Below are 19,106 nucleotides of genomic sequence, written 5' to 3' on the forward strand. Positions count from 1 at the left end.
CCGCACGGCCGAGGCCCCCGCCGCTCCCCCGCCCGCCGCCGGCTTCGGCACCCTCTCCGTCGCGGCCATCCTGGCGGAGGCGGCGCGGCGCACCCCTGACACGATCGCCATCCGCGTCGGCGAGCAGGCCGTCGACTACGCGACCCTCTGGCGGCAGACCCGTGCCTACGCCGGAGCCCTGCGCGCCCAGGGGATCGGACCGGGCGACCGCGTGGCCCTGCTCGTCCCGAACGTCCCCGACTTCCCCCGCGGCTACTTCGCCGTCCTCGCGCTCGGCGCCGTGGTGGTCCCCGTGCACGCCCTGCTCAAGCACGACGAGATCGCCTACGTCCTGCGCGACTCCGGAGCCGTCGCGCTCGTGTGCGCCGCTCCGCTGCTCGCCGAGGGGGCCGCCGGAGCGGACCTCGCCGGCGTCCCCGTGCTGAGCGTGATGGTGCCCGACGGCACCGCCTCGCCCCTACCGCGCCTGGAGGACCTCGCCGCGGAGGCGACCCCGATCGACGGCTACGTGCCCCGCTCCCCCTCCGACACGGCGACGATCCTCTACACCAGCGGCACCACCGGCCGCCCGAAGGGGGCGGAGGGGACGCACTTCGCGATCGTCTCGCAGTCGGACGTGCTGCTGATGAACACGTTCGACCTGCACCGCGGCGACGTGGTGCTCGGGGCGCTGCCGCTCTTCCACACCTTCGGGCAGGTCTGCGCGATGAACACGGCCTTCCGCACCGCCGCGACGGTCGTCCTGGTGCCGAAGTTCGACGGCGACGCCGCGCTCGAGGCGATGATCGCCCACGGCTGCACGGTCTTCGAGGGCGTGCCCACGATGTACGTCGCCCTGCTCGACGCCGCGACCCGGCGCGAGGACCGGCCGCCGCTGCGCTACGCGGTCTCGGGAGGCGCCGCCCTGCCCGTCGCCGTGATCGAGCGCTTCCGCGAGGTGTTCGGCGTCGAGATCTACGAGGGCTACGGGCTCACCGAGACCTCCCCGGTCGCCACCTTCAACCACGTCGGAGTCCCGCCGCGGCCGGGCACGGTCGGCACGCCGATCTGGGGCGTCGAGGTCGAGGTCGCCCGCCCCGACGTGACCGACCGCGTCGAGCTGCTCCCCCGGGGCGAGCTCGGCGAGATCGTGGTGCGCGGGCACAACCTGATGAAGGGGTACCTCGGCAACCCGGCGGCGACCGCGGAGGCGGTGATCGACGGCTGGTTCCGCACCGGCGACCTGGGCACGAAGGACGAGGAGGACTACATCCGCATCCTCGACCGCACGAAGGACATGATCATCCGCAACGGCTACAACGTGTACCCGCGCGAGGTCGAGGAGGTGCTGATCGGGCACCCGGCCGTGCAGAACGCAGCGGTCTTCGGGATCCCGGACGAGCGCCACGGCCAGGAGGTGATGGCCGCGGTGATCCTCGCCCCGTCGGCGACCGCCACCGCGGAGGAGCTGATCGCCTACGCGAACGAGCACCTCGCCGCCTTCAAGTTCCCCCGCCGCGTCGAGTTCGTCGACGCCCTCCCGCTCGGGCCCAGCGGCAAGATCCTCAAGCGGGAGCTCGTCGCGCGCTACGCCGGCTGACCCCTTCCGCGAGATGCCACTCGGGTGAGCCCGCCACGGCGTGCCTCCCACTCGAGTGGAATCTCGCGGAAGGCGACCAGAGGGCACACGGGAAGGGACGGACGTCAGCCGAGCAGGGACCAGACGGTCCCGGCGAGGACGGTGCCGACCGCGGCGCCCGCGAGGACCTGAGCGGGGGTGTGCGCACCGAGGCGCACCCGCGACCAGAGCACCCAGAGGACGATGGGCACGCTGATCAGCAGGGAGAGCGGTCCGTAGGCGATCAGCACGACGACGGCGCAGGTGGCGACCACCGCCGCGTGCCCGGACAGCTTCCAGACCAGGTTGACCACGCCGACGGCGAGCACCACGGCCACCGTCACCACGCCGAACGTGGTCACCGCGGCAGGAGCGCCGAGCACGGCGAGCAGTACCAGGCCGGCCGCGATCGACACCAGCGCCAGCGCGATCGGCAGCGCCCGCTCGCGCCGGTCGGGCACGTGATGGTCGCCGTGGATCCGGCCGGTGCGCATCAGCAGGCGGATGACGAGGTAGGGCACCACGCCGACGAAGAGCGCCGCGAGCGCTCCCCAGGCGACGCCGAGCAGGGGCGGATCCGCGACGCGCGCGCCGACCACGACCGGCACGAGCACCGCGAGGACCGCCGGGGAGAACACCTCCGTCGCGAGCCGCGCGGCCGCCGATCCGGCCGCCACCGGACTAGATCTTCTCGATCGGCGCGACCTTGATCAGCAGCTTCTTCGCGCCCACCTGGTCGAAGAGCACGTGCGCGACGCGCTTCGAGCCCTCGCCCGTCACCGCGTTCACGCGCCCCTCGCCGAAGTCGGTGTGCCGGATGCGGTCGCCCGCGATCAGCTCGAGGTCGCCGTTGTCGCGTACCATGCCGGTGATCCGGTTCGGGAACTCGCCCTTGGCCTTCGGCGCCGCGGCGAGCGCCTCCCGGAACTCGGTGTTCGATCGCGACTTGCCGAAGCCGGGCCGCTGAGCGTTCAGGGCCCGGGGCTGCGTACCGCCGCGCGAGGTCGCCGCGCCGGGCGACTGGCGCCACTGGATCAGCTCTCCCGGGATCTCCTGCAGGAACCGGCTCGGCATCGCGACCGACGTCTCGCCGTACTGCGCGCGGGTCATCGCGAGCGAGAGGTAGAGGCGCTTGCGGGCCCGGGTGATCCCCACGTAGAACAGCCGCCGCTCCTCGGCCGGGCCGCCGGGCTCGTTCGCCGAGATGCGGTGCGGGAGCAGGTCCTCCTCGATGCCGGTGAGGAACACGGCGTCGTACTCGAGGCCCTTCGCCGTGTGCAGCGTCATCAGCGAGACGGTGCCGGAGTCGTCGTCGAGGTCGTCGGCCGCGGCGACCAGCGAGACCTCGGTGAGGAAGTCCACGAGCCCGCCGTCCGGGTTGTTGCGCGCGAACTCCTTGGTGACGGCGATGAGCTCGTCGACGTTCTCGGCGCGGGCCTCGTCCTGCGGGTCGCGGCTGGCGCGGAGCATGTCGAGGTAGCCGCTGCGGGTGAGGAGCGCCGTCAGCACCTCGTGCACCTTCGCCTCGCCGCCCTCCCGTGCGGGGTCGAGCATCAGCGCGCACTCGTCGAGGAGGGTCGCGAGGTCGACGATCGCCTTCGTCACCTTCGGGCCCATCCCGAGCGAGCCGGCGTTGCGCATCGCCTCCCGCAGGGTCACCGCGTTGGTGTCGGCGAACGACTGCAGCTGCGCCTCCGTCGCGGGGCCGATGCCCCGCTTCGGAGTGTTCATGATGCGCCGCAGCGCCAGCACGTCGGCCGGATTCGCCACCGTGATCAGGTACGCCAGGGCGTCCTTGATCTCGGCGCGCTCGTAGAACTTCGTGCCGCCCAGGATCCGGTAGGGCAGCGCGGAGCGGATGAAGATCTCCTCCAGCGCGCGGGTCTGCGCGTTGGTGCGGTAGAAGACCGCGATCTCGTCGTAGCCCGTGCCCGCCGCGTGCAGGCGGGCGATCTCGTCGACCACGAACTGCGCCTCGTCGTGACCCGAGTAACCGGTGTAGCCGACGATCTTCTCCCCGTCGCCGCTGGAGGACCAGAGGTTCTTCGCGCGACGGTCGAAGTTGTTCGAGATGACGGCGTTGGCCGCCGAGAGGATGTTCTGCGTCGAGCGGTAGTTCTGCTCGAGCAGGATCACGCGGCAGCCCGGGAAGTCGCGCTCGAACTCGACGATGTTGCGGATGTCGGCGCCGCGGAACGCGTAGATGGACTGGTCCGAATCGCCGACGACGGTGAGCGAGGCCCCCGGGATGGAGCCGTCGGCCGTGACCGGTCCGCGGTAGGGGCGGTCGAACTGCGCCGCCGCCATCGTCGCCGGCGGCACGGGCCGGGTCAGCTCGTGGATCAGCGAGTACTGGGCGTGGTTCGTGTCCTGGTACTCGTCGACCAGCACGTGGCGGAAGCGCCGCTGGTACTTCGCGGCGACGTGTGGGAAAGCGCGGAAGAGGTAGACGGTCTGCGCGATCAGGTCGTCGAAGTCGAACGCGTTCGCCCCCTCGAGCGCCCGCGAGTAGGCCCGGAAGACCTGGAGGAACATCTCCTCGTTCGGGTCGCTGAGGTTCGCGGTGCGGGCGTAGGAGTCGACGTCGGCGAGCTCGTTCTTGAGCTTGGAGATCTTCGCGGAGGCGCTCGCGACGGTGATCCCGAGCGAGTCGGCCTCGAGGTCCTTCACGATGCGCTTGAGCAGGGCGCGCTGATCGCCCGAGTCGTAGATCGTGAACGACTTGGTCATGCCGAAGTTCTCGGCCTCGCGGCGCAGGATCCGCACGCACGCGGAGTGGAACGTCGAGATCCACATCCCCTCGGCGCTCTGCCCCACCAGCTTCTCGACGCGCTCGCGCATCTCGGCCGCGGCCTTGTTGGTGAACGTGATCGCGAGGATCTGGCTCGGCCAGGCCTCGCCGTTGCCCAGGAGGCTCGCGATGCGCCGGGTGAGGACGCTGGTCTTGCCCGAGCCCGCACCCGCGACGATGAGCAGCGCGTCTCCGCGGTACTCGACCGCCTCGCGCTGCTGGGGGTTCAGCCCCGCGACGAGCTGCTCGTGCGCCGGGTCGGTGCGGGGCGCGTCCCCGGGGCCGCCGGGGGGACCGACGATGACCGGGGTGGCGCGGGAGTCGCTCGGATCGAAGAGGAAGCTCATGTCCCTCCGAGTGTAGATCGCCCCTCCGACACCGGGAGCGGTCAAGCGGTCCGCTGACGCGGCGCGGGCGAGGTGAGCGCCCCACCGACGTCCAGTCCGCGCCACGCGAGGGAGAAGCCGAGCACGGCGAGCGCCGACGTCGACACCGCCAGGAGCTGCAGGAGCGCGAAGGCGGTGAGGTCCTTCGTGTCGTCGGGGTAGTACTGGATGCCCTGGACGGCGAGAGCCGCGAGCAGCACCACCACGATCACCGAGCACACCAGGAGCAGCCGGTTCACCCCGCGCCGCGCGGGCCTCTTCGGCGCTCGGCCCACCTGGGCCCTGGTGGTCAGCCACGCGCAGGCGGCGGAGGCGGAGGCGAGCGCGACGAGGTCGGCCCCGAGGACGTCGCTCGCCCGGTGCCAGGACGCGGCCATCGTCAGGTTGCCGACCAGCACCACGACCGCGCCGCCCAGCGCGAGCACGACGGTCCGCGCCCGCCCGGGCACGACCATCGCCAGGGCGAAGACCACCGAGACGGCCGCCGCGGTGTGCCCGCTCGGGAAGCTGCCGCCGGTGTACCAGGAGTCGGTGTCGACCAGCTCGGGCCGCTCGAGGACCACGTTCTTGAGCAGCTGGGTGAGCCCGGCCGTGACGACGATCGAGCCGACGGAGGCGATGGCCAGCGCCGGGCGCCTCCGGATCAGCGCGATCGCCGCGACGAGCAGGGCGCCGACGACCATGGAGAGCGGGGTGACGTCCGCGAGCGCCCCCGCGGCGGCGCCGGTGGCCCGGCCGAAGACCAGGTCGGCGCCCCGGAGTCCCGAGTTCTCGACGCCCTGGCCCTGAGGGGTGAGCACGGCGAGCCAGTAGACGACGGCGACGCCGATCACGGCGAGGACGGCGGTGGTGATCCAGCGGCGGGTGATGCGCTCTCGGGTGGACACGGGGCCTCCTCTCGAGGGTCGGGCGGGCGGTGGTGAGCCGATGATGCCAGCGCAGCCTCCGCGTCCGCTCGGCACGCGCCGGACGAGCACCCGATCGGCGGACCGGTCAGCCGCGGAGCAGGCGCTCCTGCTCGGCCGCCCGCGCCTCGATCGCCAGATCGGGCTGGTCGGCGAAGACGCCGTCCACTCCCGAGCGGAGGATCATCGCGAACTCCTCCTGCCAGCCGCCGTACTCCGCCGGGTCCTTCCCGCGGCGGTGCACCTTCTCGAGGAACCGGTTCTCGGCGCGCAGCGTCCAGCAGTAGACCTCGAGCCCGGCCGCGTGGGCGTCCTCGACGAGCGGACCGGTCCCCGTCGCCCGGCCGGCCGCGTCCCGCGAGAAGAGCATGCTCTTGTCGACGCTGATCCCGTCGACGGCTCCGGCGAGGTTCCGCAGTCCCGCCGGCGTGGTGAAGGCGGAGTAGGGGGCCGCGTCGGCGCCGTGGGCGGCCACGAGGTCGGGCGGGGCGCCCCGCGACTCGAGCAGGTAGATCCGGCGGGCGCCGACTCCGCTCACCGCGAGCCGCTCAAGCACGGTCTTCTCGAAGCTCTCGATCGTGAGCCGCGGGTCGCGCGGACCCCAGCCCGCGGCGGCGAGCTCCTCGCGCAGCAGCACGTCCAGCGGCAGCCCGATCCCGGCGAAGTACGTCGCGTGCTTGATCTCGGCGACGAGCCCCGGCGGAGCGAGCGGATCGTCCTCCGCCGCCCGGTCCAGCAGCTCCAGCAGCTCGCTGAAGCGCAGCAGCGGGAACTGCCCGTCGAACGTGGCGCTGGAGCCGCGCACCGCCGGCAGCCGCTCCCGGGCCCGCAGCTCCGACAGCTCGTCCCAGGTGAAGTCCTCGGTGAACCAGCCGGTGATCTCGCGGCCGTCGATCCGCTTGGTGGTGCGGCGTGCAGCGAACTCCGGGCGCTTCTCGACGTCCGTCGTGCCGGAGATCTCGTTCTCGTGGCGGAGGACGAGCACGCCGTCGCGGGTCGCCACCAGATCGGGCTCGAGCGCATCGGCGCCCAGCGCGATCGCCAGCTCGTAGGCGGAGCGGGTGTGCTCCGGTCGGTAGCCGCTCGCTCCGCGGTGGCCGATGACGAGCGGTGACTGGCGCGCGGGCATGCCGCGATCCTACGGGCGGCTCTGCACGGCTCGCAGCGGAGTCGAGGTCCGCTCGAAGAGAACAGCCAGACTCTGAGAGGTGCTCTCAGATATGGTGGTGTCCATCGTCGCAGTCCTCTCGGATCCGCGGCGCACCCCGCACCCACAGCGACTCAGATCCGCGAGTTCCCTCGGAGACCAGCGCACCTGAGAGAAGAGGAACCATGGCAAGCAACAATCCGGCCTTCGGACGCCCGGAGTTCAGCAACCGCGGCTACGCCGGCCGCGTGCAGGACCTCCCGGACGTCTCCCCCGGCACGCTCGACCAGATGTACTCCCGTCCGGCCGCCGGCTCCGTCGAGACCGACCGGATGACCGTCGAGGACACCCTCGCCAAGACCGCCCTCGCCTTCGTCGTGCTCCTCGCGGGTGCGGCCGTCGGCTGGTTCGTCCCGGGCCTGATGCTCCCCGCCGTGCTCGTCGCGCTGGTGCTGGGCATCGTCAACGCCTTCAAGAAGCAGCCGTCGCCCGCCCTGATCCTCGGCTACGCCGCGACCCAGGGCATCGCGGTCGGCGCGATCTCGAAGTTCTTCGAGAGCGCGTACGCCGGAGCGGTCGTCCAGGCCCTCATGGCGACCGTCATCGTGATCGGCGTCACCCTGGCGCTGTTCATGAACGGCAAGATCCGCACCTCGCCGAAGCTCAACAAGATCTTCTTCATCGGCATGATCAGCTATGCGGTTTTCTCGCTGGTGAACCTGGGCCTCGGCCTCTTCGGCGTCGGCGGCGGCTTCGGTCTCCGCACCGGCTTCATCGGCATCGTGATCGGCCTCATCGCCGTCGCGCTCGCCACGTACTCGCTCGTGATGGACTTCGAGTTCATCCAGCAGGGCGTGCGCAACCGCCTCCCCCGCATCTACGGCTGGACCGGCGCCTACGGCATCCTGGTCACCGTCGTCTGGATGTACCTGGAGATCCTGCGCCTCGTCGCGATCTTCCGCGAGTAGGACGGCGCACCACGTCCGACGGGCGCTCGACCTCCGGGTCGGGCGCCCGTCGTCGTTCCCGGCCCCACCGCCGTTCCCGGTGCACTGCCGGGAGCGCCTGGCACGATGGAGGGATGAGCGCCGCAGACTTCCGGATCGTCGGCCTCGACGTCGCACGCGGCCTGGCCGTCCTCGGCATGTTCGCCGCCCACCTCGCCCCCGTCGAGAGCGAGATGCTCTGGAACGGCCGCAGCTCCGTCCTCTTCGCCGTGCTGGCGGGAGTGTCGATCGGGCTGATGACGGGCGGCGCACAGCGCTCCTCGCGGCCCTGGCAGGACACTGGATCGATCCTGCTCCGCGGGCTGTACCTGCTCGTCATCGGCGTCGCCCTCACCCTGCTCGGGACGCCGATCGCGGTGATCCTGCCGCACTACGGGGTGATGTTCCTCGTCGCGGCGCTGCTGCTCTTCCTGCCGCGGGCGGTCCTCGCCCTGCTGGTCGCGGTCGCGGCGATCGCCGGGCCCCTCGCGGTCGACGCGCTGACGAGCGCCGGCGGCTCCTGGCTCTCGACCCTGTCGCCCGACGAGGCGCTCCTGGCCGCGCAGCCCCTCATCTGGCTCACCCAGTACTACCCGGTGCCGTCGTGGCTGGCGTACGTGGTCCTCGGCCTCCTGATCGCGCGCTGCGACATCCGGTCCGCGACCACCCAGCGCTGGGTCGTCGTCGGCGGCGCCGTCTCGGCCGTGCTCGGCTACGGCGGCGGGCTGCTGCTCGGGGGTCCGGAGGCGGTGGAGGCGCACGCCAGCACCACCGCCGAGCTCCTCGGGGCGGGCGGGGTCGCCTGCGTGGTCCTCGGCGCGCTGACGGCTCTGCTGCAGCGGCTGCCGCTCCTGGCACGGGCGGCGACTCCGATCGCGGCCGTCGGGGCGATGCCGCTGACGATCTACTCGCTGCAGCTCGTGGCGCTGGCGGTGTACCTGGTCCCCTACGAGCCGTTCGACTTCGAGGCGTGGCGCAGCTGGGCGCTGCTCGGCGTCTTCGTGGTCGGCTCGATCGTCGCCGCTCTCCTCTGGAGGCGGCTCGTGGGGCAGGGCCCGCTGGAGTGGCTGCTCGCGCGCGCGTCGCTGCGGCCTCGGAATCCGCGTGCGGCGCTGGGTTAGGGTGGCCGGATGATCACGCGTCGCGAGGCCGCTCAGCGCCTCGACATCCCCCTCGAGATGGCGACGCGGCACGGCATCCCCACCCGTCTGTCGGAGGAGGAGTTCGCCGCCCTCGAGCAGGATCCGCCCGTCTGGCTCGTCCAGTCGCGCGCGAACCGCACCGGCAGGCGTCCCGTGTGGGTGACCCTCGACTGCGCCGTCTGCGGCCGCTCCGAGGCCGCCCGCCCGAAGAAGTGGTGGCCCGAGTTCACGTTCCTCGTCTGCGAGGACCACTCCCCCGCCTCCTGGCCGCACCACCCCGAGGGCCACCGCCGCGACGAGTACGACGGCATCGGCACCCGCTTCATCGGCGTGCTCGACACCCCCGCCTGACCCGCGCTCGCGCGCCTGCCGCCCTCCGCCTGCGCCCCGGCCCCCGGACCGCCGCGCAGACCTGCGTTCCCCGACCACCCGGCAGGAGCTCGCTTCTCGGCCGGCACCCCGGGACATCCCCGCAGGGCCTCGAACCCCTGACCGCCACTCGATACGCCTCGCGAGGAACCGGTCGCCCCTGACCGATCCCCCCGCCTCACCGCGGCCACCCGTTCCCTGAACAGCCACCGGAGCTCGTTCCCCGACCTGCACCCGGGAACGGCCCCGCAGGGGCTCGTTCCCCCACCCGCTCCCCTCAACAAGAAACGGCCCCCTCGAAGGGAGCCGTTCCTGACGTTCCGCGGGTCTCCGCGCGGTCAGCTGCAAGGCGGAGAAGGGCGCGATACCGGAGGTATCGCAACCGCCGACAACGCCGCAGATGACCGTGCGGAGACCCGCGGAATCACTCCCACTCGATGGTGCCGGGGGGCTTGGACGTCACATCCAGCACCACCCGGTTCACGCCGCTCACCTCGTTGGTGATGCGGTTGGAGATTCTGGCGAGGAGGTCGTAGGGCAGGCGGGTCCAGTCGGCGGTCATCGCGTCTTCCGAGGAGACGGGGCGCAGGACGATGGGGTGGCCGTAGGTGCGGCCGTCGCCCTGGACTCCGACGGAGCGGACGTCGGCGAGGAGGACGACGGGGCACTGCCAGATCTCGGTGTCGAGGCCGGCGGCGGTGAGCTCGGCGCGGACGATGGCGTCGGCGTCCTGGAGGAGGTCGAGCCGCTCCTGGGTGACCTCGCCGACGATGCGGATGCCGAGGCCGGGTCCGGGGAAGGGCTGGCGGCCGACGATGACCTCGGGGAGGCCGAGCTCGCGGCCGATCGCGCGGACCTCGTCCTTGAAGAGGGTGCGGAGCGGCTCGACGAGCGCGAACTGCAGGTCCTCGGGGAGTCCGCCGACGTTGTGGTGGGACTTGATGTTGGCGGTGCCGGTGCCGCCGCCGGATTCGACGACGTCGGGGTAGAGCGTGCCCTGGACGAGGAAGTCGATCGTCTCGCCCTCGCCCTGCGCTTCGAGCACGAGCGCTTCGGCGGCGGCCTCGAAGGTGCGGATGAACTCGCGGCCGATGATCTTGCGCTTCTGCTCCGGGTCGCTGACGCCGGCGAGCGCGTCGAGGAACTGCTCGCGCGCGTCGACGGTGACCAGGCGGACGCCGGTCGCGGCGACGTAGTCCTCCTCGACCTGGCGGCGCTCGTCCTTGCGGAGGAGTCCGTGGTCGACGAAGACGCAGGTGAGCTGATCGCCGATGGCGCGGTGCACGATCGCAGCGGCGACGGCGGAGTCGACTCCGCCGGACAGGCCGCAGATGACGCGTCCGGTGCCGACCTGCTCGCGGATCACGGCGACCTGGTCGTCGATCACGTTGGAGGAGTTCCAGTCGGCCGGGATGCCCGCGGCGCGGTGGAGGAAGTTCTCGATGACGGCCTGGCCGTAGGCGGAGTGCTTGACCTCCGGGTGCCACTGCACGCCGTAGAGGCGGCGCTCGTCGTTGCCGAAGGCGGCGACCGGGGTGGAGCTCGTGGAGGCGAGGACCTCGAAGCCCTCGGGCGCCTGTGCGACCGAGTCGCCGTGGCTCATCCACACCGTCTGGTCGGCGGGCTGCTCGCCGAGGAGCACGCCACCGTCGGTCGAGAGGGCGGCATCCGTCGCTCCGTACTCGCGCAGCCCCGTGTTGGCGACCTCGCCGCCGAGCGTCTTCGCCATCACCTGGAAGCCGTAGCAGATGCCCAGGACCGGGACCCCGAGGTCGAAGATCGCGGGGTCGAGCTGCGGGGCGCCCTCCTCGTACACACTGGACGGGCCGCCCGAGAGGATGATGCCGACGGGCGACTTCGCGGCGATCTCGGCGGCCGTGGCGTTGGAGGGCACGATCTCGGAGTAGACGTTCGCCTCGCGGACCCGGCGGGCGATCAGCTGCGCGTACTGCGCGCCGAAGTCGACGACGAGGACGGGCTGCGCGGCCAGGTGCGGCTGGGGAGCGGTGGGCTGCTCGCTAATGGGGGGCCTCCACGGAATCGGTCGGGGTCTTCGGGTCGGTGCCGGCGGTCCGGCGCTCGAGGTACTGCTCGACCTCGCGGGCGATGCGGGTCTCGACGAAGAAGGAGAGGGTGGGCACCACGCCGCCGAGCGCGATGAGCACGAAGCGCGTGAACGGCCAGCGCATGAGGCTCCACAGGCGGAAGTCGGCGAAGAGGTAGACGACGTAGAACCAGCCGTGCGCGATCAGGATGCCGGTGGACAGGTTCGCGCCGGTGCCGCTCGACGTGAACTCGCCTCCGGGCACCTCGTACATCGGGGCGAAGTGCAGGACGCCCTGCTGGCCGAAGGCGAACAGCTCGAGGTGGAAGACGTACTTGAGCAGCATCTCCGCGCAGAGCAGGAGCAGCATCACGCCGGTGATGATCGAGGTCACCCGGTAGAAGCGCAGCGCGCTCCGGATCGCAGGGAACTGCGCGGGCTTGGGCTCGAGGGGCATGACGACCAGTTTACGGTGCGGGGGCGGGGGCCTCGGCCCGGTCGCCCAGGTCGGCGCGGGCGCGCTCCTCGGCGTCGAGCGCCTCCTCGGCCTCGCGCTCCCACGCGTCCTTGACGAGGCGGAACCAGAGGTAGAGGGCGAAGCCGGCGAAGACGACCCACTCGATCGCGTAGAAGACGTTGAGCCAGTTCAGCGAGACGTCGCTCACGCGCGCCGGGGAGTCGATGGCCCCGAGGCCGGCGACCGGCTCGTCGACGACGACGTAGCCCTGGTAGACGTCCTGCGGCGGATCCGGCCAGCGGTTGATCAGCGCGGGGACGGAGAGCGCGGTGAGGGTGGCGGGGTCCAGGCCCTCCGCCGGCACCTCCGCCGCCTCGTTGGCCACGAGGCGGCCGGTGAAGGAGGAGGGCGCCTGCTCGCTCCCGCTGTTGAGCGCGTCCGCGACGGACTGCGCCTGCGTTTCGTCCTGCGTCCAGCCGTAGGCGAGCACCAGGTCGGCGTCGGCGGTGCGGGTACGGGCGATGACCCACCAGCCCGGCTGCTCGCCGTTCAGGCGGCCGCCGAGGATCTCGGCACCGCCCGGCACGAAGACGGACGAGCCCTCCACGCGCTGTCCGTCGGCGGTCGCCGTGATCGAGCGGGAGGGGGCCGCGACCTCGGCGAGCGGGAGCGTCGTCTCCGACACTCCGGAGTCGGGCGCGGCGGCTTCGACCGCGCGTCCGACCTGCCACTGCCCGAGCGCGGCGAAGAGCCCGGCGATCAGGAGTGCGAGCGCCAGCGCGGCGATCCAGCGCGGGCGCCGGGCCACCTGCCCGACCGTGCTCTGCGTCATTCGTCCCTCGTCCGCCCTCGATCCGTGCGGTGTCCCGCGGGCCGGATCGAGCCTAACCCGTGAGTGTGGGAGCTCCGTGGGATCAGTAGTCGGGCTCCCTCGGGCGGCGGGGCCGGGCGTCGTCGGCGCCGTCGGACTGCTGCATCGCCTGGTCGATGAGCGCCTGGCGCATCGGATCGGGGAACTCGTCGTCGAGCTCGTCCGGCTCCGCGGGGCGCCTCGGAGGAGCGGGGGCCTCCTCCGCGGAGACGGCGGGCGCGGCCATCGCCGCCTCCACGAGCGCGAAGTCCTCCTCGTCCATGGCCGTGGCCGCTGCGGGTGCCGGGCGGTGCCGCCGCCGCGAGAGGAACGCGCCGATGCTCTCGGAGCGCGAGGCGAGGATCGGCCCGACGATCGCCATGATCAGCACGTAGAGGCCGGCGAAGGGCTGGATCCGCTCGTCGAGCCCCGCCGAGAGCGAGAGCGTCGCCAGGATGAGCGCGAACTCGCCGCGGTTGTGCAGGATGAACGCCGCGTTCAGGCCCGCGCGCGGTCCGAGCTTGTTGAGCCACGCAACGAACTGCCCCGCGCCGAGGTTCAGGACGATGGTCATCACCGCGGCGATCAGCACCGGGACCACGACGCTCGGGAACGCACCGGGATCCAGCCCGAGACCGAAGTTGACGAAGAAGAAGGCTCCGAACACGTCGCGCAGCGGGATCGCGATGTGCTCGACCCTCGACCGGAACCGCGTCGCTCCGATGACCAGTCCGATCAGGAACGCGCCGATGGCGTCCGTCACTCCGAGGACCTCGCCGATGCCGCCGAACAGGATGGCGAGACCGAAGAACAGGATCGTGAACAGCTCGTCGTCGCGGGTGCGGAAGAAGCGGGAGACGACCTTCCCGCCCCAGCGGGCGATCGCGAACATCACCACGAGGAACGCGAACGCGATGACGAGCTTGAGCACCACCGGCCACGGCTCCGTCTCGCCCGAGAGCACCACGGACACGATCGCCAGGTAGACCGCGATGAAGATGTCCTCGACGACCGTGACGCCCAGGATCATCGGCGTCTCGGGGTTCGCCAGGCGCTTGAGCTCGATCAGCAGCTTGGTGACGATCGCGCTCGAGCTCGTCGCCGTGATACCGGCGATGATCAGCGCCTCGCGGCTCCCCCAGCCCAGCGCGAAGCCGAAGCCGAGGCCGACGGCCATGTTGACCGCGATGTAGGAGCCGCCGGAGAGGATCAGGCGGCCGGCGTTCCCGAAGAACTCGTCCTGGTCGAACTCCAGGCCGAGGTTGAAGAGCAGCAGGATCAGCCCGAAGACCGCGGTCAGCTCGATGTAGCTCGACTCGAAGTCGAGCGGGAAGAGGTGGAAGTTCGGGCTCGCGAGGAGCCCGACGACCATGTAGATCGGGATGGCCGGGAGCCCGATCGTCCTCCCCAGCCGGCCGAGGACGTAGGCGACGACGAACAGGACGCCGAGGACGATGAGGTCTTCGCCGTGGTGCATCCTCAGGCTCCGGGCGGGGCGTCGACCGTCTTGGCGAAGCTGCCGGTGCGGAAGAACGCGAACGCCTTGGCGACCTTCTCGGGGCTGCCGGCGACCACGAGGGTGTCGCCGGGGAAGACGCGGAAGTCGGGGGCCGGCGCCGGGTTGGCGGCGTCGCCCCGGACCACGGCGACGACGGTCAGCCCGACGATCCCTCGGTCGGCGGGCTTGCCGAGCTGCTGTCCGGCGATGTGGTCGTCGTAGTCGACGGTGAACCAGTCGATCGAGAGGCCCGGGATCTGGTCGAGCGCGGTCAGCGACTCCGTGATCTGCGTGCCGCCGAGCAGCTCGGCGAGGGTGTGCGCCTCGTCGTCGCTCAGGCGGAGGGACACCTTGGCGCCGTCCTGGTCGCCCTCGGCGAACGTGATCAGGTCGCTGTGGCCGGAGCGGTGGGCGATGACCCCGACCTTGCCGCCGTCGGCCGTCAGGAACGTGTGCAGAACGCCGACACCGGGCAGTTTGACCCTGCGGACCTCGACCATGCGTGCTCCCTCCGCGCCGTGCGGCGCTCCCACTCGGGACTTCCAGCTTAGGCGCGTGCGGAGCCCTCCTGCCGAGGGAACCCCGACCCGTCGAGGGATCCCGCAGTTTCCCGGCGGCCTCGGCGGTCCTGCGTCCCTCGCTGTCCACAGGGGGTGGGGGGAGTCTCCACAGGAGGAGCGGAGGGAGGGAAAGGGGGGCGGAAGCGTGCAGTGGGGATCTGTCGAGACGGGGCGTGCCGCCGGTCGGACGAGTCCGTGCGGCTGCGCCGCGGTACGCGCGGACCGGCGAGTGGGCGAGGGCCTCCGCGGACGAGCGGCAGCGGGCGCGGATCGACGCCGTGGCCGCGACCTGGAGCGCGCCCTTCGTCCTCCGCGAGTCGGCGGCGGCGGTCCGGGACTCCCCCTGGTCGAGCCGCTCGCGGAGACCGTGCATGTCGAGGGGCGACGGACCTGGGCAGCCGGACGTGGAACGGCGTCGCGGAGCACCGGAGCGCGCGTCCGCTCTCACTCGCGCTGATCGACGGACTCGCCGTCTCGGATCTCGCGCAGACCGCCGTCGACCTGGACCGACCCACGTTCCTCCGGGACTGCTCGCCCGAGCTCGTGCTTCTCGCCGAGAAGCGCCGGGAGGATCGGCTCCGCGCGGGTCCGCAGCGTCGTCCGCTGGGGCCGACGCGAAGCCTCCGACGCTCGCCCCCTGCTCATCCGGCCGGCCCGCGCCGGCGTCCGCCGCGTCGAGGGAACCCCGGGCCGTCGAGGGAACCCGCTGTTCGCAGCGGCCTCGACGGCCCGGATCGCCTCGGTCGGTGAGCGTCAGCTGGGCTGGTACGGCGCGACGACGACCTCGACCCGCTGGAACTCCTTGAGGTCGGAGTAGCCGGTCGTCGCCATCGAGCGGCGCAGGGCGCCGATGAGGTTCGCCGTGCCGTCGGCGCCGGTGGCCGGGCCGTAGAGGACCTGCTCGAGGGTGCCGACGGTGCCGACCTCGACGCGGCGGCCGCGCGGCAGCTGCGGGTGGTGCGCCTCCGCGCCCCAGTGCCAGCCCCCGCCGGGAGCGTCGGTCGCGCGGGCCAGCGCCGATCCGAGCATCACGGCGTCCGCGCCCACCGCGACGGCCTTCACGATGTCGCCGGAGGTGCCGAGGCCGCCGTCCGCGATGACGTGCACGTAGCGTCCGCCCGACTCGTCGAGGTAGTCGCGGCGAGCGCCGGCGACATCGGCGACTGCGGTCGCCATCGGAGCCTGGATGCCGAGCGTCGTGCGGGTGGTGGAGGCGGCACCGCCGCCGAACCCGACGAGGACGCCCGCGGCGCCCGTGCGCATGAGGTGCAGGGCCGCGGTGTAGGTGGAGGCGCCGCCGACGATGACGGGCACGTCGAGCTCGTAGATGAACTTCTTGAGGTTCAGCGGCTCGGTAACGCGCGAGACGTGCTCGGCCGAGACGGTCGTGCCGCGGATGACGAACACGTCGACCCCGGCGTCGACGACGGTCTGGTACAGCTCCGCGGTCCGCTGGGGCGACAGGGCCCCGGCGACGGTCACGCCCGCGGCGCGGATCTCGGCCAGGCGCGCGGTCACCAGCTCGGGGCGGATCGGAGCGGAGTAGATCTCCTGCATCCGCTGCGTCGCGGTCTCGGCCGGAAGCCTGCGGATCTCCTCGAGCAGCGGCTCCGGGTCCTCGTACCGCGTCCACAGACCCTCGAGGTCGAGGACGCCCAGCGCCCCCAGATGCCCGAGCCGGATCGCCGTCGCCGGCGACACCACCGAGTCCATCGGCGCGGCGAGGATCGGCGTCGCGAACTGGTACGCGTCGATCGACCACTTCACCGACACGACCTCGGGGTCGCGCGTCCGGCGGCTCGGGACGACGGCGATGTCGTCGAAGGCGTACGCGCGGCGGGCGCGCTTGGCGCGCCCGATCTCGATCTCCATGACGCTGAGTTTACTGTGGCTCGCTCCTCGCTCCGCTCGCCGCTCGCCCGCCGTCGGCCCGAGCGGGCGGTCGCGTTCCGCAGAGCGTCCTGCGTCCGCGCTACGCCGATCCGCTCGCACGCGGATCGCCGGTTACCGCTGAGCGGTGTCAGCTGTGGCTCGCTCCTCGCTCCGCTCGCCGCTCGCCCGCGGCCGGCCCGAGCGGATGGTCCCGTTCCGCAGAGCGTCCTGCGTCCGCGCTACGCCGATCCGCTCGCACGCGGATCGCCGGTTACCGCTGAGCGGCGTCAGCCGTGGCTCGCTCCTCGCTCCGCTCGCCGCTCGCCCGCGGTCGGCCCGAGCGGGCGGTCGCGTTCCGCAGAGGCGTACGCCCGCGCCGCGACGATCCGGCGGAATGATCGTCGGCTACCGCTCCTACCGGGCTCCTCATCGGGCCGCGATCGACGCGAGCGGGCGCACACCACCAGCAGGTGGAGCCAGCGCGGCCGCCACCACGATTCGTTGCAACGCGGGAAGCCCGTCCCCACTCCGTCGCGCTCGCGCGCGGCGCACGACCACTCCCCCGCATGCGGAAAGACGGAAGCCCTCCCCCCGCAGTCGCGGCGGCGCCCCGCGCCGCTCGCGCTGCGTCCCTCGCTCCTCAGCCGAGGACCGGCGCTCGTCTCCCGGAGGGAGGCGGCGGATCGGGATCGCGGCCCCTCCGGCGTGGTGGGCGTATGGGCCGCAGGCCCATCGGGCAGAGGGGCCTCGATCCCGATCCGCCGCCGGCCCCCACCAGACCCCTCAGCGCCGGTAGTTCGGCGCCTCCACCACCATCTGCACATCGTGCGGGTGCGACTCCTTCAGCCCGGCCGCCGTGATGCGCACGAACTTCCCGCGCTCCTTCAGCTCGGGGATGGTGCGCGCTCCGACATAGAACATCGACTGGCGGAGCCCGCCGGCGAGCTGGTACGCCACGTTCGCGAGCGGGCCGCGGTAGGGCACCTGGCCCTCGATGCCCTCGGCGATCAGCTTGTCGTCGGTGGGCACGTCGGACTGGAAGTAGCGGTCCTTCGAGTAGGAGGTCCGCTCGCCGCGGGTCTGCAGGGCGCCGAGGGAGCCCATGCCGCGGTAGGTCTTGAACTGCTTGCCGTTCTGGAACACGAGGTCGCCGGGGCTCTCCTCGCAGCCTGCGAGGAGCGAGCCGAGCATCACGGTGTCGGCGCCGGCGACGAGCGCCTTGGCGATGTCGCCGGAGTACTGGAGGCCGCCGTCGGCGATCACCGGCACGCCGGACTCGCGCGCGGCGAGGGACGCCTCGTAGACCGCGGTGACCTGCGGGACTCCGACGCCGGCGACGACGCGGGTGGTGCAGATCGAGCCGGGGCCGACGCCGACCTTGATGGCGTCGGCGCCCGCGTCGACGAGGGCCTGCGCCCCGGAGCGGGTCGCGACGTTGCCGCCGATGACGTCGACGCCGGCGAACGCGGAGTCGGACTTCAGGCGGCGGATGATGTCGAGCACGCCGGCGGAGTCGCCGTTGGCGGTGTCGACGACGATCACGTCGACGCCCGCGTCGAGCAGGGCGGTGGCGCGCTGCCAGGCGTCGCCGAAGAAGCCGATCGCGGCGCCGACCCGGAGGCGGCCCTCGTCGTCCTTCGTGGCGTTGGGGTACTGCTCCGACTTGTCGAAGTCCTTGACCGTGATGAGGCCGGCGAGCTTGCCCTGCGCGTCGACCAGCGGCAGCTTCTCGATCTTGTGCTGCGCGAAGAGGGCGATGACCTCGCTGTCGGGGATGCCGACGCTGCCCGTGATCAGGCCGGTGCTGGTCATCACGTCGCGGACGAGCGTGGTCGCCTTCTCGAACGGCGAGACGAAGCGCATGTCGCGGTTGGTGATGATGCCCACGAGGACGCCGGTGGAGTCGACGACGGGGAGGCCGCTGATCCGGTACTGGCCGCAGAGGTCGTCGACCTGGGCGACGGTGGCGTCCGGGGTGGTGGTGACGGGGTTCGAGACCATGCCCGACTCGCTCCGCTTCACCCGGTCGACCTGGTCGGCCTGGTCGGCGATGGAGAGGTTGCGGTGCAGGACGCCGAGGCCGCCCTGGCGGGCCATCGCGATCGCCATGCGCGCCTCGGTGACGGTGTCCATCGCCGCGGAGAGCAGCGGGGTCGCCACGCTGATGCGCTTGGTGAGACGGGAGGCCGTGTCGGCCTCGCTCGGGATGACGTCGGTGTGCCCCGGGAGGAGCATGACGTCGTCGTAGGTGAGTCCGAGGAATCCGAAGGGATCCGGCTGGTCCATCAATGCCCCTTAGCAGGTCGAGTGCGGGAGCCCGGAGAGGACGGGAGGAGTCCGCTCACGAGCGCCACGGTTGTTCGATCTTAAGCGCCGCAGGGCCCGCGGTATTCCTCGACGGCGCGGCCGCCGGGCCGCGGATGGGCGCTGGAGCGCTCTCCTCTCCCTCATAATGTCGTCACGCGTAAGTGCGGACGGTGAAACACCGCCGACACATGCGGA

General features: G+C 72.0%; 15 protein-coding genes. 4 read left to right on the plus strand and 11 right to left on the minus strand.

The annotated features are described in order from the left end of the window. Positions 1–67: 67 nt before the first annotated feature. A complete protein-coding gene (locus tag C5C10_RS14945) occupies positions 68–1,579 on the plus strand; it encodes a long-chain fatty acid--CoA ligase (RefSeq protein ID WP_104329668.1) in 1,512 nt (503 codons plus the stop codon). 104 nt (positions 1,580–1,683) lie between these two features. Here C5C10_RS14945 and C5C10_RS14950 read toward each other — a convergent pair whose 3' ends face one another. The 4 genes from C5C10_RS14950 to C5C10_RS14965 all read right to left on the minus strand — a co-directional run bounded on the left by C5C10_RS14950 (position 1,684) and on the right by C5C10_RS14965 (position 6,808). Beyond that, complete coding sequence (locus tag C5C10_RS14950; protein ID WP_104227299.1) at positions 1,684–2,274, minus strand: phosphatase PAP2 family protein; 591 nt, start codon at positions 2,272–2,274, stop codon at positions 1,684–1,686. A 4-nt stretch (positions 2,275–2,278) separates the two neighbouring features. Beyond that, complete coding sequence (locus C5C10_RS14955; protein WP_104261607.1) at positions 2,279–4,735, minus strand: ATP-dependent helicase; 2,457 nt, start codon at positions 4,733–4,735, stop codon at positions 2,279–2,281. 41 nt (positions 4,736–4,776) lie between these two features. Beyond that, the gene (locus C5C10_RS14960; protein ID WP_104329657.1) at positions 4,777–5,661 is read right to left on the minus strand and encodes a phosphatase PAP2 family protein; all 885 of its coding nucleotides are present in this window, start codon (positions 5,659–5,661) and stop codon (positions 4,777–4,779) included. 106 nt (positions 5,662–5,767) lie between these two features. Next, complete coding sequence (locus C5C10_RS14965) at positions 5,768–6,808, minus strand: glycerophosphodiester phosphodiesterase family protein (RefSeq protein ID WP_104329658.1); 1,041 nt, start codon at positions 6,806–6,808, stop codon at positions 5,768–5,770. A gap of 203 nt (positions 6,809–7,011) precedes the next feature. Here C5C10_RS14965 and C5C10_RS14970 point away from each other — a divergent pair, with 203 nt between their 5' ends. The 3 genes from C5C10_RS14970 (at position 7,012) to C5C10_RS14980 (ending at position 9,305) form a co-directional block, all read left to right on the plus strand. Further along, positions 7,012–7,794, plus strand: a complete 783-nt coding sequence (locus C5C10_RS14970; protein ID WP_104224741.1) for a Bax inhibitor-1/YccA family protein — start codon at positions 7,012–7,014, stop codon at positions 7,792–7,794. Positions 7,795–7,907: 113 nt separating this feature from the next. After that, positions 7,908–8,933: a DUF418 domain-containing protein gene (locus tag C5C10_RS14975; RefSeq protein ID WP_104329659.1), complete on the plus strand. Its 1,026-nt coding sequence runs from the start codon at positions 7,908–7,910 to the stop codon at positions 8,931–8,933. Between the two features lie 9 nt (positions 8,934–8,942). After that, entirely contained in the window at positions 8,943–9,305 is a 363-nt protein-coding gene (locus C5C10_RS14980; RefSeq protein ID WP_104329660.1) for a hypothetical protein, read from the plus strand. A gap of 442 nt (positions 9,306–9,747) precedes the next feature. On the opposite strand, the gene guaA is transcribed toward C5C10_RS14980, so the two are convergent. The 7 genes from guaA to guaB form a co-directional block, all read right to left on the minus strand. Then, positions 9,748–11,313: a glutamine-hydrolyzing GMP synthase gene (gene guaA, locus C5C10_RS14985; RefSeq protein ID WP_104227304.1), complete on the minus strand. Its 1,566-nt coding sequence runs from the start codon at positions 11,311–11,313 to the stop codon at positions 9,748–9,750. Between the two features lie 28 nt (positions 11,314–11,341). Then, positions 11,342–11,824, minus strand: coding sequence for a DUF3817 domain-containing protein (locus C5C10_RS14990; protein ID WP_104234169.1), 483 nt, complete (start codon positions 11,822–11,824; stop codon positions 11,342–11,344). Positions 11,825–11,834: 10 nt separating this feature from the next. Continuing rightward, complete coding sequence (locus C5C10_RS14995) at positions 11,835–12,656, minus strand: SURF1 family cytochrome oxidase biogenesis protein (protein WP_104329661.1); 822 nt, start codon at positions 12,654–12,656, stop codon at positions 11,835–11,837. Between the two features lie 82 nt (positions 12,657–12,738). Beyond that, the gene (locus tag C5C10_RS15000) at positions 12,739–14,151 is read right to left on the minus strand and encodes a cation:proton antiporter (protein ID WP_104234167.1); all 1,413 of its coding nucleotides are present in this window, start codon (positions 14,149–14,151) and stop codon (positions 12,739–12,741) included. 2 nt (positions 14,152–14,153) lie between these two features. Then, positions 14,154–14,672, minus strand: coding sequence for a cation:proton antiporter regulatory subunit (locus tag C5C10_RS15005; RefSeq protein WP_068256939.1), 519 nt, complete (start codon positions 14,670–14,672; stop codon positions 14,154–14,156). Positions 14,673–15,485: 813 nt separating this feature from the next. Then, complete coding sequence (locus tag C5C10_RS15015; protein ID WP_104329663.1) at positions 15,486–16,604, minus strand: GuaB3 family IMP dehydrogenase-related protein; 1,119 nt, start codon at positions 16,602–16,604, stop codon at positions 15,486–15,488. Positions 16,605–17,387: 783 nt separating this feature from the next. Beyond that, entirely contained in the window at positions 17,388–18,890 is a 1,503-nt protein-coding gene (gene guaB / locus C5C10_RS15020) for an IMP dehydrogenase (RefSeq protein WP_104329664.1), read from the minus strand. Between the last annotated feature and the right edge of the window lie 216 nt (positions 18,891–19,106).

Origin of the sequence: Rathayibacter sp. AY1A3, assembly GCF_002930975.1 — a bacterium.
In the GTDB taxonomy this organism is placed as follows: Bacteria; Actinomycetota; Actinomycetes; order Actinomycetales; family Microbacteriaceae; genus Rathayibacter.